Below are 18183 nucleotides of genomic sequence, written 5' to 3' on the forward strand. Positions count from 1 at the left end.
CCCCGATAGAATATCGGGAAAAGGCCGTGGCATAATACTCTTTTTATGACTGTCTACTTGACAGGGAGATGACCACTAAGAGCATCCTTTTTTATTATGAAATACGATAAACCCTTGTTTCATAAGGCTTTAACGTGATTGTAGTTACTTGTTCATGTTCCGCAACTTCGTAGTTATTTAAAAGCAAACGTTTGCGTTCTAGCGCGAATGAACCCTCATTATATACAGCTTCCTCTTTTGAGATATTACTAATTACAACGATTTTTTCATCGCTTAATGTACGAGTATATGCATAAATTTGCGGATCATCTTCTAAAAGTAAATCGTACGTACCATAATTCAGTACATCGTGCTCTTTTTTCAAGGCAATCATTTTCTTATAGAAATTGAAAATAGAGTTCTCTTCACTCTTTTGCTTTTCAACATTAATTTCTTTATAGTTTGGATTCATCCCAAACCAAGGGGCACCTGTTGTGAAGCCAGCATTCATCTCATCGTTCCACTGCATAGGTGTACGTGAATTATCGCGGCAAGAAGCCCATATAATCTCCATCATATCTTGATGAGATACACCCTCTGCAATTTTCTCACGATATAAATTTTTAATTGCTACATCATCGTAATCTTCAATATTTGGGAATTGAACATTTGTCATCCCAATTTCTTGTCCTTGATAAATAAACGGTGTACCATGCATAAAGAAATACATCGCTCCAAGAGCTGTCGCACTTTCACGCCAATATTGTTTATCATCTCCCCAAGTTGAAACGATACGTGGCTTATCGTGATTCTCAATATATAAAGCATTCCATCCTTTATTTTCTAGACCTTTTTGCCATTTCGTTAATACTTTTTTCAACCCTACAACATCAAGATCTTTCTTCTTTTCTGCATCCCATAAGCTTAAATGTTCGAATTGGAATACCATATTGAACTTACCTTGTTCTTCTCCAACCCAAAGCTCAGCATCTTCAATCTTAACACCATTCGCTTCACCGACAGTCATAATATCGTACTTAGAAAATGTATTTTCTTTTAACTCTTCTAATAAAGGTTGAATACCATCCACATTCATATGTTTATCAAAAGATGGTACATACTTTAGTTCTTTTGGATTTGGCATATCTTTAAAGCCATCTTCTTTTTTAATATGGCTGATCGCATCCACACGGAAACCATCAATTCCTTTATCAAGCCACCAATTAACTGTATCGTATAACACTTCGCGAACTTCTTTATTCTCCCAGTTTAAATCTGGTTGTTTACGTGAGAATAAGTGTAAATAATATTGTCCTGTTACTTCATCGTATTCCCATGCCGAACCATTAAAAATACTTTCCCAGTTGTTTGGTTCCGCACCATCTTTACCATCATGCCAAATATACCAATCACGCTTCGGATTGTCTTTAGATGAACGAGACTCAATAAACCATGGATGTTCATCACTTGTATGATTAATAACTAAATCAATAATAAGCTTCATATCACGCTTATGAACTTCATCTAGTAAAGCATCGAAGTCTTCCATCGTACCAAACTCATCCATAATATCTTGATAATCACTAATGTCATAACCATTATCATCATTAGGTGACTTATACATTGGACAAATCCAAATTACATCTATACCTAAATCTTTTAAATAATCCAGTTTTGCAATAATACCTTGTAAATCCCCAATACCATCACCATTTGAATCCATAAAGCTACGTGGGTAAATTTGATAAGCAACCGCTTCTTTCCACCATGTTTTATTCATAGTCATTCTCTCCTTTTGCATCCCATCGGAAATTTTATGCAAACGTTTTCGTAACACTATCATAACAAAATATGAATAGTTTGCAACTGTTTTCATTGAACTCTATGTAGATTCCTTATTCTTATGCTTTATTTATTTCTCACAAGAGCAAATCTCATTCCTCACCTGCTCTTGTCCACGCACGTTACATATACTTTTCATATATTAATAAAAACACTGCTTATTTTTAGAAAGGAGTGATAAATTGAAACAAACAAAATTAACAGGTCGTATCGTTGTTCCTTCAGATCCTGACTATGACATAGCCCGAATGAACTTAAATTTAAGTATTCCAAAACTCCCTTGCATTATTGTTTTTTGCCAAAATAAAACTGATGTATGTAACGCCTTAAAATGGGCACGCGAGCGTCATGTACCATTTCGCTTAAGAAGCGGACGTCATAGCTATGAAAATTTTTCTCTTTTAAATCGAGGACTTATTATTGATGTGAGTGAAATGCATCGCATTACTGTTCATACAGATACATTAACAGCAACAATTGAAGCTGGTGCAAATCTTGGCACTGTTTATAAAGAGCTTTGGAATTATGATGTGACAATACCGGCTGGTACAAGTGCAAGCGTTGGAATTGTTGGATTAACACTTGGCGGGGGCATCGGTATGCTTTCACGCTTATTTGGATTAACATGTGATCAATTAATAGAAGTTGAAATGGTACAAGCATGTGGTAAATTTGGAGCAAAAATCATTCGTGCAAGCGAACATGAAAACCATAACTTGTTTTGGGCATGCCGCGGTGGTGGTGGTGGAAACTTCGGAATTATTACTTCTTTGACTTTTCGCGTACACCCTATAAAAAATGTATCAATCTTCTCCATTACATGGGAATGGGAAGATTTTATTGCTGCCTTTCAAGCTTGGCAAAACTGGGCGCCTTATGTAGACGAACGTCTCACTTCATCAATTGAATTATTCACAAAACAACAAAACAAAATTGAAGCACAAGGTGAATTTGTTGGTTCTCCCTCTGAACTCCATTCCTTATTATCTCCTCTTCTTGAAACTGGTACCCCCTCTCTCTTTATAGATGAAGTTCCTTATATAAAGGCTGTTGAATTTTTTAACAGTGGTAACATCCCTGAAAACTTCAAGCGCTCCGGTTCCTACGTATATAAACCTATTCCTCTTAAAGGAATTCAAATCATGCAGTATTTTCTTTCACATGCACCAAATAAAGATGCGAGTATTTGGCACCAATCGCTCGTAGGTGCTGTTGAAAATATTCCGCCTACTGAAACAGCTTATTTCCATCGCAAAGCAATTATTGCGCAAGAATACATTACCTCTTGGAAATGTGATGATGAAGAAAATCGAAATATACGCTGGGTTAAAAATTTACGAGAAAGCTTAGATCCTTATACACTAGGTGACTATGTCAATTGGCCCGATATCGACATTAAAAATTGGCAAACTAGTTATTATGGCCCTAACTTTCAAAGATTACGTAAAGTGAAAACCATATATGATCCTTGCAACGTTTTTCGTTTTCAACAAAGTATCCCACCCTTTCATACGTAAAAAGGAAGAACAAAATACCGTTCTTCCTTTCTACATTGAAAATCTTTCAATTGTCTGTTTCAAGTCTGTTGCTTGTTTCTCTAAATCCTTTAATAATTGATCGATCGCTATCATATTTTTAGATTGTTGCAACGTTACACGTGCTACTTCTTGTGAACCAGCTGACGTCTCTTCAGCAATTGCTGCTACAGCCTTCGTCTGTGCACCTGTTTGATGAATGTGACTCACTTGTTCATTCATATAGCTACTAATTTGCTTCGTTGCATCCGCTACTTCCATAACACTTGATGACATTTCTTTTAAAATTAATTCGGTAGCTTCACCACGTTTCGCCTCTTCTTTAGCTATTTTCACTTGTTCTGTCATTTTCGTTGCAACTTGTTGCACTTCCTCTTGCATATTCCGTAATAACTGCGATATATTTCTTGCAGAATGGTCACTTTCATCTGCAAGTTTACGTACTTCTTCAGCTACAACGGCAAAGCCCCGTCCATGCTCTCCAGCACGAGCAGCCTCAATAGAAGCATTAAGTGCTAATAAATTCGTTTGGCTAGCAATCTCACTCACAACAGATACAATATGTTCTACTTGTTTCATTCTTTCCTCTAACTTCTGTACATTTTGCATTGAATCTTCATTTTCTTTCGCCAATGTTTGAATACCTTGAATTAAAGACGTAAAGACACGAGTACTATGCCCTAAAGCTTGAACCATTTCTGAAGACAACTCATCAGACTGTTTTGCTTTCTCTTCTACTTCACTTGCAATAGAAGTTGTTGTATCAACAGCGGAAACAATCGCTTGAATTGATGCCGCTGATTGCTCAGCGCCAGAAGAAATCTCTGCAAGAGTTTCAGAAACACCTTGTGCTTGTTTCGTTGCTTCGCCTGTTTGTTTTCTAATTTGCTGTACTTGATTGTTTGTATACGAAAATGTTGTATCAATATTTTTTACCATGCCCCTTAAGTTCCCAAGCATCATATTAAATGCAACGCTTAAAGATTTAATTTCATCATCAGTCTTCGGTAACGGAACATCTTCACGAATGTCTCCTTCAGCCGCTTTTCTCGCCGCCTCCTCTAACTTTCGAAGCGGTTTAATTAAAAATATGGCTGCTCCATATGCTAAAATTCCAGACCATACTACTCCTAATAGCATAACGATAATATTATATGCAGTTTGACTTACATAACTTTGAAAATAATCATATATCACATAAATAAAAAATATACTTGTTGAATATGTAATTAAAGCTAAAACTGTAGTGAATAGCATAAGTTGTGTACGTAAGCCAAAGGAAAATGCCTTCCTTTCTTTTTCCATCTCTTCTTTCCCCCTTTTTATAAGTAATATAAGTACTACCTATATATTATTATCCATATTTTCCTTATAAAAAGATATATTGATTTTCATTTTTTTATTTACATATTTATTACATTACTTTTTCTGTATATAAAATGAAAATAATGTATAATTTTATTTGGATGCCAATTACATATTCAACTAAATAATTTAAGGTTAGGTGATTCTATGTTAAAAATTTTATATCGATTAAACGTTATAAAAAGATTAATATTGTTAGTAGCAGTCCCCATTCTTTCCATATTAATTATTAGCGTTGTAAATTATATAAATTTACAACACATGCACAAACAGCTTCAAACTGTATATGTGGATCGTCTACAACCCATAAAATGGCTAGGATCTATTGAGAGCAGCCTGTACCAAGAGTTTAGTTATGTAAAGGAACTCATTATTACGGAAGACGAGAATCGACGTACTACAATTTTAAATAAATTAAATGATACAAATAAAGAAACCGAAAAATTACAGGCTCAATACGAAAATACATATATAACAGGCGAAGAAAAAAAACTCCTTAGCCAATATAAAGAAAAACTAGAAAACTATAAAAAGCATCGTACTCAAATGCTTGATTTCATTAAAGAAAATAAACTTAATCAGGCGTATTCATTTTACCTAACTACAGTTGATCCTAATTTATCGGCTACAGTAGATGCTTTAAAAAATCTTAGTGATTATAACGAAAAGTTAGCTGAGAGTCTGTATAACGACAGCGAACACTCTTATAAACAAGTGATAAGCATAACTATTATTTTATTCATTGCCTGTTTAGTTCTTTGCATTCTTATCTCCTTATTTACTGCTAAATCAATTATAAATCCAATCAATTCATTACGGAGCATAATGAATACAGCTGGAAAAGGGGATTTAACCATTGCCGTACCAAAACAATATCATCATGAATTTGGTCATATGTTTAATAGTTTTGATCAAATGATATCAAACTTACGACAAATTATTAACAATGTGATTCAAACAAGTGCAAAAGTCAAAAGCTCTACAAATCATATCGTTGAAACAGCAACCGTTTCCTCTTCCACTATGGATAACATCGCAAATGCAATGAAACAGTTGTCTCACCATATTAATGATCAGTCTGCAAATATTAAAGATAGTTCTACAGCAATGGATGAAATAGCAAATGGAGTGCAAAGCATAGCTGAATCTTCTACAACGATTTCAAACTTAGCTATTTCTACTTCTGATAAGGCGAATGTAGGAACTGAAATCATTGAAAAATCCATTTCTCAAATGACAACTATCCATACTGTCATGGATGAAATATATAAAGTGGTAGATCAATTGGTTGTTCGTACACAAGATATCGATAAAGCATTACAAACTATTACTTACATTTCTGAACAAACAAATCTATTATCTTTAAATGCCGCAATTGAATCCGCCCGCGCCGGTGAACATGGAAAGGGATTTGCTGTTGTATCTGAAGAAGTTCGTAAACTTGCTGAACAATCAAAACAAGCAGCTACAGATATTACAAAACTTAACTTGCTTGTACAAAATGATACAAAAGATGTAGTCAACGTTATGGGGAAAGGACAACAAGAAATTCAAGAAGGCATTCATGCTGTGCAAAATGCAAAATTAGCATTCCATAATATTGTGAATCATATTAATGAAGTTACAGATCAAATACAAGATATAACAGCAAGTGCAGAAGAAATGTCAGCAAGCTCAGAAGAGATAAATAGCGCACTTATTAATATCTCTTCAATTTCACAAAATATAGTTTCGGAGACTAATTATACATCCCAATCTTCACAAGCCCAATCGGTATCAATACAGGATATTACACATATGTCTCTTCAAATGCAAAAGCTTGTTGAAGAATTAGAAACGTTTGCCACTCAATTTAAAATCAAAAACTTGTAAGTATATGAAAAACCACCTGAATTAGGTGGTTTTTCCATTTGAACTATACATTCAAATTTATTTATATAAGAACTGTCATTTGAAAAAAATAAAGGATTCTGACAATTTGTGACTAATAACAGAAATAAGGGGCAACATTTGTAAAATATATTTTTGACTGGGGGTTTTGTATGATTCAGGTTCGAAATCTAGTAAAATCATTTGGCTCACTTGACGTTTTAAAAGGAATTGATTTAGAAATACAAGAAAAAGAAGTTGTCGTTTTAATTGGTGCCAGTGGTTCCGGTAAAAGTACATTACTTCGCTGTCTTAACTTTTTAGAAATGTACGATGAAGGTGAAATTCACTTACAAGGTGAACGAATTGATCCAAAGCATTCAAATTTAAACAAAGTCCGCGAAAATGTCGGTATGGTTTTTCAACACTTTAACCTCTTTCCTCATATGACCTCACTAGAAAACATCATAGAAGCACCTATTCATGTAAAAAAATTAGAAGCAGCAAATGCAAAAAAAATCGGAAATCAGCTTCTGCAAAAAGTCGGCCTACAAGATAAAGCAGATGTAACGCCCCATCTCCTATCAGGTGGTCAAAAACAGCGTATTGCTATTGCACGAGCTCTTGCTATGAATCCTAAAATTATGCTATTTGATGAACCTACCTCCGCTTTAGACCCTGAACTTGTTGGAGAAGTATTGCAAGTTATGAAAGAACTTGCTGAAGAAGGAATGACCATGGTTATTGTTACTCATGAAATGAATTTCGCAAGAGATGTAGCTGATCGCGTCATTTTTATGGATGATGGAAAAATTGTAGAAGATGCTCCGCCAGCACAATTCCTTTCAGCTCCATCACATGAACGAGCGAAACAATTTTTACGCAACGTTTTATAATATAACTTCTGTTTCAAACGAAAAGAAATACATTCATACGGTGCACAACTAATCATCTAAATAAAATATTTCAATAACATACTTAAAACCATCCGTATGATCAATATATAGGAGGGGTTTTATGAAAAGAAAACTATTAACTATTGTTGCGAGTATTACATTATGCGCTTCCTTTATACTAGGAGCCTGTAGTAAGGAAAGTGCTACTACTTCTTCAAATGGTAAAAAAGAATTTCGTTATGCGATGAGTGGCTTATATAAACCTTTTAACTATAAAGAAAATGACGGAAAACTTGTCGGTTTTGATGTAGAACTAGGTGAAGCACTTGCGAAAAAAATGAATATGAAACCAACCCCTATTACAAATCCATGGGAAACGCTAATCCAAGGTCTCAAAGCGAAAAAGTATGATGTAATACTGGGCAGTATGGCAATTACAGAAGAACGCTTAAAAGCTGTTAATTTCTCAAATCCTTATTATCGTTCTGGTGCCCAAATTTTTGTAGCTAAAAAGAATACATCTATCTCTTCTCCAGAAGATTTAAAGGGTAAGAAAATTGGTGTTGTAAAAGCTAGTACCTTTAAAGACCTTGTTGCAAAACATACAGATCAAATTACAGAATACGATAGCGATATTACTGCACTTATGGACTTAGAGCCTGGACGTATCGACGCAGTAATTACAGATCAAATGGTTGGTTTACGCATGATCAAAGAAGGTAAATCAAATATAAAAGAAGCTGGAAAACCACTAAACCTTGATGAAATGGGAATTGCTATTCGTAAAGATGATAAAGAAATGGTCGAGAAAGTAAATAAAGCTTTAGATGAAATTATTAAAGATGGTACGTATGAAAAAATCAGTAAAAAATGGTTTGGGCGTAATATTCTTGGTGAAGAGGAAAAAACGAAGTAATTTAGCCCTTCAAAGTTTCCATAAATCATGCCCCACTTTGTGTGGGGCATTTCATTCTCTACTAAAATCTATACAATATGAGGTGAAACGCATGTTTGAAATTTTTATCTCTACCTATCCCACACTCTTAAAAGCTACTATTGTCACATTACAATTAACACTAACATCCCTATTACTCGGTTCACTAATTGGATTACTATTTGCTTTCTTTCGAATCTCTAACAATAAAGTTTTAAATAGTATTGCTCACGTATACATCGCCATTATTCGTGGTACACCTTTAATTGTTCAAATCGCCATTCTCTATTTCGGGATTACATCCGTTGTTGTTTTTACTCCTTTTTGGGCAGGAGCCATTGCTTTAGCAATCCATAACGGTGCATATATTACTGAAATTTTCCGAGGCTCTATCCAATCTGTCGATCGTGGGCAAATGGAAGCTGCTCGCTCTCTAGGTATGCCGTATCCTTTAGCGATGCGCCGTATTGTATTACCGCAAGCATTCCGTCAATCTATTCCTCCTTTAGGAAATCAGTTTATTATTGGATTAAAGGACTCTTCCCTCGTTGCATATGTAGGATTGTCCGAATTATGGGGATCAGGTTTATCCATTGCTGCAGGTAACTTCCAACAATTAGATACATACATAATTGTTGGTTTATATTATCTTGTTCTTGTTCTCCTATTCACGTACCTTGTTAACCTTTTAGAAAAACGACTACAACGAAAAGAAACTAGCTCTATACAAACTGCAAAAAAGAAAACAAAAGAAATTTCTCTTTGAGCAAACTAGCAGGTTGAGGTCTATTTCCTTAACCTTTTTTTGTTTCTGCTCCATACTTTTTACTTCAATAATATTTTTCAATGTATAAGAAATTTATCATATTTCCACAGTCTACCTCTTTACACAGCATAAAATTATCCATAATATAGTAAAGATGGGTGTACACGTATAGACATCTTAAATAGTATAAGGAGGTCGCTATGCTAGATTTAATTTATAAAGATTGGCTGAAACAAAGATATCAAATTTATAACCTTCAGCAACTTACAAGCTACATAAATAACCTAACCAGCCTGGCTGAAACATTAGGATTCTATCAATTACAAAAAGATTTACAACAATTATCTACAACTCTAAAAGACTCTAGTTCTGTTTACGATGTAGTCGAGCATATCACAGAAATGATGCTTTCTTTTAAACAGGATGAGCAGCTACTTAAAGTTTACATAATTGGCACTATCCCTGAGGTACTTCATAATACCTCCATTCAATTTGTCGAAAACATAAATAATGCTGATTGTGTTGTTGTATATAAAGAGACTATTCCTCTTCATTCCATACAACAGCCTATCATTTATTTTTATGAGAACGTAGATGATGAACAAATTATGCATCACGTAGTACAAGAGGTGTTACATACAAAATTACCTTTTGAAACAATCCAGAAGAGATTACAAAAATATATGTCAGTATCTCGCCAAACCCCTCCACTATTAGTAGTAACCGCTGACGACTTATTAACAAAATTTATAAAAACTGAATATACAACTTTACTAAACGTATATCATTTCACTAGCGGAAAGCACTTTTTCACAGAAAAAATCTATGAACAGTTTCCATTCTTCATACTAATTGTGGATTGGATGATGCCACAAATGGATGGTTTAGAACTTATTAATCGATTAAAGAGATTGTTGCCTAGTCGACATTTCCGAATTTTTATGACCTCTACTAAATCAACAGCCCACCACCTGGAGGAAGCATTTAAAGCCGGTGCTGATGATTTTATTGAAAAGCCGGTTTCACCTTTAGAATTTAAGGTTCGTTTGGCGCACTTATTAGAAGGAAGGAATGAAGGCTATTGATTATAGTTACGATTATACAATCCATAGTTATCTTTTTAATAGTTGCTATTCTTATAGCGTATATATATTTAATTTCACTAAAATTACGTAGTAGAAATTTCAAAAGAAAAAATCATAAATGGAAAGAAGAAAATAGAAAATTTCTATATGAATTTATCATGCATAATAAATGCCATGATTTCAAAATTGAACATACAGCAGATATTCACGCACTAGAATCTCTCTGCATTAAAGCTACACAGCTCGTATCCGGGATTGATGAAAAACAACGCATTCATCATTTATTACAAGTCTATTTGTTTCCCCATTATAAAGAAAAATTAGTTCACGGCACTCATATAGAAAAACAAAATATATTAGATATTATTTCTTTCTTCAAAATAAAAGAGTTTGAAAATGAGGTAAAAGATATCTGCACTCAAACATCTGGATCTATCCAGCATCAAGCATTTACTACATTAAGTACATTAAACACAAGGCAAGCAATTTTACTTGCTACAAGAGTCCATGACTCTATTCCCATCACTATGATCGCTTTAAGTATTTCTCAAACTGAAAATTTTTCTGTCTGGGTTGAGTTTTTCCATACATTACCTAAACAATTTCAATATGAAATTTTAAATGCAATCGGTACACGGGAAGAGAATAGCTGCTATCTTTTCCTCATTCAAAACTTAACGAATGAAGATGAAGAAATTATTATTCGCTCGTTACATGCTATTTCAAAGTTAATGCCAAAAGCAGAAACAAAAGAGCATGTTAAACATTTATTTAAAAAGGACAGTTGGCAAATTCACCTCATGCTTATTCGTATAATAAGCCCCTTTAAAGATGAAATGTATTTCCCTTATTTACTAGAACAAGCAGGGCATCAATCTTGGTGGGTACGTCGCGAAGTCCAATATGCAATTCAATATTATTCAAACTGGCAAGAAAAATATATTGAAATTGCCTTACATCACCCTGATCGTTTTGCACGTGAAAGTGCATTAGAGGCTCTAGCACGAAAGGATGTGACAACACATGCATTATCTTGATATATTTTTTAAAATTTCACAATGGCTCTTTTTACTCTACATGGGCGTTGCTATCTTATTCTATACCGCTATATTTCTTATTTCTGCATTTACCTTGAGAAAAAAACGGGAACGTGATGAAAATAGAGAATTACTTCATTATTTGCAGTCTGGTATTACTCGACCTGTTTCTATTATTGTTCCTGCGTATAACGAAGGCGTCACTATTGTATCAAGTGTCCAATCACTCTTAACGTTAGAATATCCTGAGTTTGAGGTAATCGTTGTAAACGATGGATCAAGTGATGACACGTTAGAACAATTAAAAGATCATTTCCAACTGTATGAAATCCAGAACGTGGTTAGATTACAATTAGAAACAGAGACCATTCGAAAAACATATCGCTCATCTGTTAATAAACAAATTATCGTTGTCGATAAAGAAAACGGCGGCAAAGCGGATGCTTTAAATGCAGGTATCAACATTTCAAACTATCCGTATGTTTGTTCATTAGATGCTGATTCTCTCTTAGAACGTGATGCACTTATGAAAGCTATGAAACCAATTTATGAATCTCCAGAGAAAGTTATGGTAACTGGCGGAAGTGTTCGTATTGTGAATGGTTCTTACATACAAAATGGTCAAATGATCGAAAATCGTCTTCCAAAACAACCTCTTGCTCTCATGCAAATTATTGAGTATTTGCGTGGATTCTTATTTGGTCGCTTAGCATGGAGCAAGTATAATATTCTTCCTATCATTTCTGGTGCATTCGGTATTTTCGATAAAGGAGAAGTTATTCGTGTTGGAGGGTATCAACGAAAAACTGTCGGAGAAGATATGGAACTTGTCGTTCACCTCCATAAAAAAGCTTTACAAGATGGAGAAGAAAAGAAAATCATTTATAATCCAAACGCAATTTGTTGGACACAGGCTCCCGATGATTTAACAACCTTCCGCAAACAACGGAGTCGTTGGCACCGTGGTTTAGGTGAAACTTTATGGCGCCATAAGGATATTTTATTCCGTCCAAAATATAAAGCTTTCGGTATGATTGCAATGCCGTTTTATTTATTACTAGAATGGCTCGGTCCTATTATTGAAATACTTGGCTATTTACTACTACTATATCATTTACTATTCGATGAAATTTTCACAGAATATGTATTTTTACTGTTAGCTGCTACCGTACTATACGGATCATTCCTATCCGTAGGAGTTGTTTTATTAGAAGAATGGAGTATGAAAAAGCAAAATAGTATTAAAGATTTCACACTCTTACTTCTCTGGTTGTTAACTGAATCATTTTGGTATCGTCCGCTGACTGTTTGGTACCGATTTTTAGGACTGTTTCAAAGTCTTTTCCGAATTAAAGGTTGGGGGAAAATGAAACGTAAATCTCTTGAAAACCAATCTTTAGAACGTTTTTGGTGGCTACGAAGAATTGCCTTCATCCTAATTATTTTAGCAGTTATTTTCGGGATAGATGCAACAAAACACCGATTGCAACCAACGCTCCTAAAAAGCACTGCAGATAATATTTCATATGGTTTTAAAGCAGAGCGAAATAAGCAAACCCTTCAGCATTATACAGGAGGCAAATGGGAAGATTGGACAATTAAAGGTGTGAACCTAGGTATGGCAAAACCAGGGGCATTTCCAGGTGATGCCGCAATTACAAAAGCAGAATATAAAAAATGGTTGAAACAAATTAGCGAAATGGGTGCAAATACGATTCGTATTTATACCATTCACCCTCCTGCTTTTTACGAGGCTTTATTTGAATTTAACCAACAAGCAAAACAACCTTTATATTTCTTCCATGGTGTATGGGTTGAAGAAGAACAACTGTTAGAAACAAAAGATGCTTACAAATCAAAAAATGAACTCTTTAAAAATATTGAAAGAACAGCCGATGTAATTCATGGTAATACAACAATCGCTGCCGAAAAAGGACATGCTTACGGTGAATATAATTATGATGTGTCACAATATTTAGCTGGTTGGATTCTGGGGATTGAGTGGGATCCTGACATGGTCATCGAAACAAATAAAAAACATGCTGATAAAACTTCATTTAAGGGGAAATATTTCGAAGCGAAGAACGCCAGTCCATTTGAAATTTGGCTAGCTGAAGGAATGAATCATATCGCTCAATATTCTATTAGTAAATATGAGACCGCTCAGCCTATCGCCTTTTCCAACTGGGTTACAACAGATTTACTAGATCACCCTGCTGAACCTTTCATCGGTGAAGATGCTGTATCTATAAATCCAAATCATATCTTTGCTAATAAGAATTACCCAAGCGGGGCGTTTGCCTCTTATCACGTGTATCCTTATTACCCTGACTTCTTAAATTTCGATCCAGATAAAGCAAATTTCAAGGACCATCGAGGGCAATCCAATAGTTACGCTGCTTATTTAAAAGACTTGCATGATTCACATGAAATGCCTGTTGTTATTTCAGAATTTGGTATCCCAGGATCCCGAGGTATTTCTCATAAAAATATACATGGAAAAGACCAAGGGCATATGAATGAAGATGAACAAGGGAAACGTAATGCAGAGCTCTTCGAAGATATTATTCAGGCGAAATTGGCCGGCGGTATTGTATTCATTTGGCAAGATGAATGGTTTAAATTCTCTTGGAATACAACTAAATATGATAATACGGAAGAACGACCACATTGGAACAACGTACAAGTTCCTGAACAACATTTCGGTTTGCTATCATTTGAATCACATACTATTAATGTCGATGGTGATACGAGTGATTGGAAAACAAAAATAAAAATTGGAGATAAGAATGGTTACACGACTTTCGTAACACACGATGAGTCCTATTTATACTTATCCATCGATCGTCCAAAAGCTAGACCTCTTGAAGAGGAACCTATTACAATTGGAGTAAACATATTACCTGAACAAGGAAATAAAGAATTTAACGGCCTTTCTATGAAAGAAGGCGCTGATTTTAAAATTGATCTGCACGGCGGACAATCTAATCAAGTACTTGTTGATTCTTACTATGATGTATTCTCTTATGAATTTGGTTTCCAACGAAATCTAGTTCCTTATACAAAACCTGAAAAAAATAGCGGGCAATTCTCCCCTATTTATACAGCATTAAGTTTGCCAATTACATTACCACTTACTCAGGAGCAATTGCCATTTGAAAAATTTAATGTCGGAGCATTAACTATGGGAAATAGTAATCCGACTAGTGCCGATTACAACTCACTTGCAGATTTTTCTACTCCTGCAAAAGAAACCATTGAACTTCGAATTCCTTGGATGGTATTAAATGCAAAAGCACCAAACATAAAAGAATTTATTGGTGATATTTATGCAAACGAAGAAATAGATGGTTTAACTACGAAACAAATTATTAACGCAATTGGATTTACAGTTCAAATTGGAGCTGAAAACATTACAACTGCACAAGATGGCGAATATGCTATGTATAACTATTCAAAATGGGGTGATGTTGTCGAATACACATCACGACTCAAGAAAAGTTACTACTACATGCAAAAAGTATATCAAGCTACAAAATAACAAAAAGCAAGCTACCTTTTAGTAGCTTGCTTTTTGTTATTTTGTATATATATTTACTGATTTACTTTTTTAATACTCTCTTCTTCCTCTATATGTTCCTCACGATATGAAATATTATGAGGATCTAGCCCATTTCCTAAAGAACCATAGAAATGCTCTCTATGCGGATCCACTAATTCACTTCCTTGATAATACACACGTGGTGTATTCCATAGCGCTGCCAAAGCTTTTGTCATCGGCATCTCATGATAACGTTCCGGCCACATTTCTTTAATTTTCTCTTTTACTAACGGGTAGTATTTAGAGCTCATAGCAGGGAACAAATGGTGTTCTGTATGATAGGAGAAATTGAAATGTAAAACGTCTACCCAACGCGGCACTGTTACTGATAAACAGTTTGCTAACGGATCATTTACTGGAACAATTGGATTTAAGCGGTGATTTGTTGCGATATATGCCATTACAATAAAGTTAGCAATTAACAATGGAATCACATATGCAAATAACCATTTTCCAGGTCCCATAATAAACAATAAACTAATCCAAACAGTCCAAGGCAAAAGAAGTTGAAGCCATACAGATTTTTGATTGGATGACTTAAACTCTTTTATAAAATGAAAGAACATTCGAGTCGAATGCAATGTAAATTGAATTGTTAGTGACAGAAAACTAAAGAATGAACGTATATGAAGAGGCATGCGATATACCCAACTCAAAAACTTACTCTTTTTAAGCTTCTCAAGTGTAGGCCATGCATCTGGATCATTCTCTTCATGTTGTGTATGAACGTGATGCGTTGCATTATGCCACTTTCGCCAAAGTTTAGGACCTGTTGATAATGGCATAAATGCAATCGCTCCTAAGAAATCACGAAGCCATGCCTTTCTTACAACAGTTCCATGTAAAATCTCATGCCCTAAAAACCCAAGTGAAGCAAAACATAATCCAAGAACGATCGCAATTCCTAGATTAGCCCACACATTCAATTCAAATACACCAATCGATATTAACCCCGCCAATGCCACAAGCAAATAAGCCAGTCCACCAAACAGACGAGTAGGAACTGGTTTAAATGCCTTTTTCGGCAAATGTGGTGATACACGTGCTGCATACCACCCAAACGTATGAAGCTCCTTCATCCTTTTGCCCCTTTCTTATGCCGCGCCTTGCGCAACTTACATATATCAATTCTTGCTTCCAGATTGATTTTACTAGGTGATTAAAAAAGCCTCTATTATAAGGAAAATATACTCACTCTATCGTCACTTACTTTTCGCTTTTATTATCAATGAAAAACATTTCTCTTTTTACTCTCTATCAACCTTTCCACATGATAAATCATATCAATAGAATTTCCACATTGTCAATAACTTTTATGACCTAGTAATAAAAGTTGGTTATATTTTTATAATTATACTTTATTTCACTAAAGAAAAAACATAGATTTTATAAGGTTTCATCCATTATGCATATACGTACTTTGCCATGCTATAGACTCTATCTTATTCAAGAACTCTCTATGTAAACAACAAATACACTCATCTAAATCTAGTTTTACACAACTTCTACCTCTTCATACCGACAACATCTGATAATTATATTAAGATAATTTCATCTTTCTTTTAAATAAAAATAGCCTCCCTCTCAAACAGCACACATGAATTTCATATCATATGGAAATATTAAAAGGAAAATTGTTCTAAATCAGGAGGTTTCCTTAATGACAAGCGATACATTTCCACAATTCCCATCATCTTATTGGATTGAATCTACTCAAATCCCGACTTTTCCCCCTTTATCTGAAAATATAAAGACAAAAGTTGCTGTTATCGGTGCTGGTATTACAGGTATTACTACTGCCTATTTACTTGCAAAAGAAGGCATCGATGTTGTATTACTTGATTCTGGTCTTATTTTAAACGGGACGACTGGGCATACAACAGCAAAGATAACAGCGCAACATGATCTTATTTATGATGAATTAATCAATCATTTCGGTATGGAAAAAGCCGGGCTTTACTATGAATCAAATAATCATGCTCTACAATTTATTAATGAAACTGTGCAAACATATAAAATCGACTGTAATTTCTCAAATGAAGATTCATATTTATATACAACTACCGATAAGGGATTAAGAAGTTTATCGAAAGAATATGAAGCCTATCAAAAATTAAATATACCTTGTGACTATGTTCAATCTCTATCGATTCCAATTCCAGTACAATCTGCACTTGTCATGAAAAATCAAGCCCAGTTTCATCCCCTTCTTTATTTGAAAACACTTTTAGAAAAGTTTGTGGAGATGGGCGGAAAAGTTTACGAACAAACGACTGCTATGGATGTAGAAAAAGGAGATTCTCCACAAGTCATTACAAAGGGCGGACATCGCATTACTTGTGAATATGTTGTCTCTTGTTCACACTTTCCTTTTTATGATGCGAATAGCTTTTTCTTTACGCGAATGTACGCAGAACGCTCTTATGCTCTTGCTATTAAAGCAAAAACAGATTATCCAGGTGGCATGTATTTAAGTATTGATGACCCAAAACGCTCCTTACGCTACACAACAAGCAATGGGGAAAAATTAATTTTAATTGGCGGAGAAAGTCATAAAACAGGACAAGGAATAAACACGATGCTTCATTACGAAGCACTTTATTCTTTTGCGGAAGCAACGTTTGGAATAGATGAAGTTCCTTATAGATGGTCAGCACAAGATTTAATTACGCTAGATAAGCTCCCTTATATCGGACATATTAACGAAAGTAATCCAAATATATTTGTTGCAACTGGATATCGTAAATGGGGAATGACAACTGGAACTGCTGCCGCTCATTTACTGAAGGATTCCATTCTAAAAGTAGACAGTCCATATAAAGAACTGTATGCACCATCACGCTTCCATGCAAATCCAGATATAAAAACGTTCCTCTCCCAAAACCTTGATGTTGCGAAACATTTAATTGAAGGAAAGATTGAAACTGCATTACGTAAACCAGAAGACCTCGAAGTTGGTGAAGGATCTGTCGTACATGTTAATGGGAAACGAGCAGGTGCTTATAAGGACAAAGATGGAAAATTACATATTGTCGATACAACTTGTACACATCTCGGCTGCGAAGTTGAATGGAATAATGGTGATTGTACTTGGGACTGTCCTTGCCACGGTTCACGCTTTTCAATTGAGGGAGATGTTATTGAAGGTCCGGCAGATCAACCGTTAAAACGAGTTGATAATGAGTAAACAAATAAAGAAGTTCAACAGAATGACTGTTGAGCTTCTTTATTTGTTATAAAACCTTTTCATATAAATTCCGCTACAAGAAGGAAA

11 protein-coding genes and 2 pseudogenes are annotated in these 18183 nt (G+C 34.8%); 9 read left to right on the plus strand and 4 right to left on the minus strand.

The window, feature by feature from the left end; all coding sequences use genetic code 11:
* Positions 1-94: 94 nt before the first annotated feature.
* Complete coding sequence (locus tag PDQ68_RS17940; protein WP_061182356.1) at positions 95-1759, minus strand: glycoside hydrolase family 13 protein; 1665 nt, start codon at positions 1757-1759, stop codon at positions 95-97.
* A 244-nt stretch (positions 1760-2003) separates the two neighbouring features.
* On the opposite strand from PDQ68_RS17940, the gene PDQ68_RS17945 reads away from it, so the two are divergent.
* A complete protein-coding gene (locus PDQ68_RS17945) occupies positions 2004-3338 on the plus strand; it encodes an FAD-binding oxidoreductase (RefSeq protein ID WP_061182357.1) in 1335 nt (444 codons plus the stop codon).
* Positions 3339-3368: 30 nt separating this feature from the next.
* On the opposite strand, the pseudogene PDQ68_RS29030 reads toward PDQ68_RS17945, so the two are convergent.
* A pseudogene (locus PDQ68_RS29030) lies at positions 3369-3941 on the minus strand (methyl-accepting chemotaxis protein); the annotation flags it as partial.
* Between the two features lie 369 nt (positions 3942-4310).
* Positions 4311-4661: pseudogene (locus PDQ68_RS29035) on the minus strand (HAMP domain-containing protein); the annotation flags it as partial.
* A 207-nt stretch (positions 4662-4868) separates the two neighbouring features.
* Here PDQ68_RS29035 and PDQ68_RS17955 point away from each other — a divergent pair.
* The 7 genes from PDQ68_RS17955 to PDQ68_RS17985 all read left to right on the plus strand — a co-directional run bounded on the left by PDQ68_RS17955 (position 4869) and on the right by PDQ68_RS17985 (position 14849).
* Positions 4869-6593 carry a methyl-accepting chemotaxis protein gene (locus tag PDQ68_RS17955; RefSeq protein WP_270786903.1) on the plus strand — a complete coding sequence of 575 codons (1725 nt, stop codon included), beginning with the start codon at positions 4869-4871 and terminating at the stop codon, positions 6591-6593.
* Positions 6594-6763: 170 nt separating this feature from the next.
* Positions 6764-7486: an amino acid ABC transporter ATP-binding protein gene (locus tag PDQ68_RS17960; protein ID WP_270786904.1), complete on the plus strand. Its 723-nt coding sequence runs from the start codon at positions 6764-6766 to the stop codon at positions 7484-7486.
* A 121-nt stretch (positions 7487-7607) separates the two neighbouring features.
* Positions 7608-8402, plus strand: a complete 795-nt coding sequence (locus PDQ68_RS17965; RefSeq protein WP_016716339.1) for an ABC transporter substrate-binding protein — start codon at positions 7608-7610, stop codon at positions 8400-8402.
* Positions 8403-8493: 91 nt separating this feature from the next.
* Complete coding sequence (locus PDQ68_RS17970) at positions 8494-9186, plus strand: amino acid ABC transporter permease (protein ID WP_061183780.1); 693 nt, start codon at positions 8494-8496, stop codon at positions 9184-9186.
* A gap of 200 nt (positions 9187-9386) precedes the next feature.
* Positions 9387-10271: a response regulator gene (locus PDQ68_RS17975; RefSeq protein ID WP_061183779.1), complete on the plus strand. Its 885-nt coding sequence runs from the start codon at positions 9387-9389 to the stop codon at positions 10269-10271.
* Between the two features lie 158 nt (positions 10272-10429).
* Positions 10430-11308: a HEAT repeat domain-containing protein gene (locus PDQ68_RS17980; RefSeq protein ID WP_235590141.1), complete on the plus strand. Its 879-nt coding sequence runs from the start codon at positions 10430-10432 to the stop codon at positions 11306-11308.
* Positions 11295-14849: a glycosyltransferase family 2 protein gene (locus PDQ68_RS17985; protein WP_080444180.1), complete on the plus strand. Its 3555-nt coding sequence runs from the start codon at positions 11295-11297 to the stop codon at positions 14847-14849. Before PDQ68_RS17980 ends, PDQ68_RS17985 begins: the two co-directional genes overlap by 14 nt.
* Before the next feature lie 53 nt (positions 14850-14902).
* Here the strand turns inward: PDQ68_RS17985 and desB are convergent, their stop codons facing one another.
* Positions 14903-15988 carry a Delta(10) desaturase DesB gene (gene desB / locus PDQ68_RS17990; protein ID WP_061183777.1) on the minus strand — a complete coding sequence of 362 codons (1086 nt, stop codon included), beginning with the start codon at positions 15986-15988 and terminating at the stop codon, positions 14903-14905.
* Between the two features lie 581 nt (positions 15989-16569).
* Between desB and PDQ68_RS17995 the strand changes: the two genes are divergently transcribed.
* Positions 16570-18096, plus strand: a complete 1527-nt coding sequence (locus PDQ68_RS17995; RefSeq protein WP_000199953.1) for an FAD-dependent oxidoreductase — start codon at positions 16570-16572, stop codon at positions 18094-18096.
* The last annotated feature ends 87 nt before the right edge of the window (positions 18097-18183 follow it).

The organism is Bacillus cereus group sp. Bc010 (assembly GCF_027716745.1).
GTDB classification, from domain to species: Bacteria; Bacillota; Bacilli; order Bacillales; family Bacillaceae_G; genus Bacillus_A; species Bacillus_A pacificus.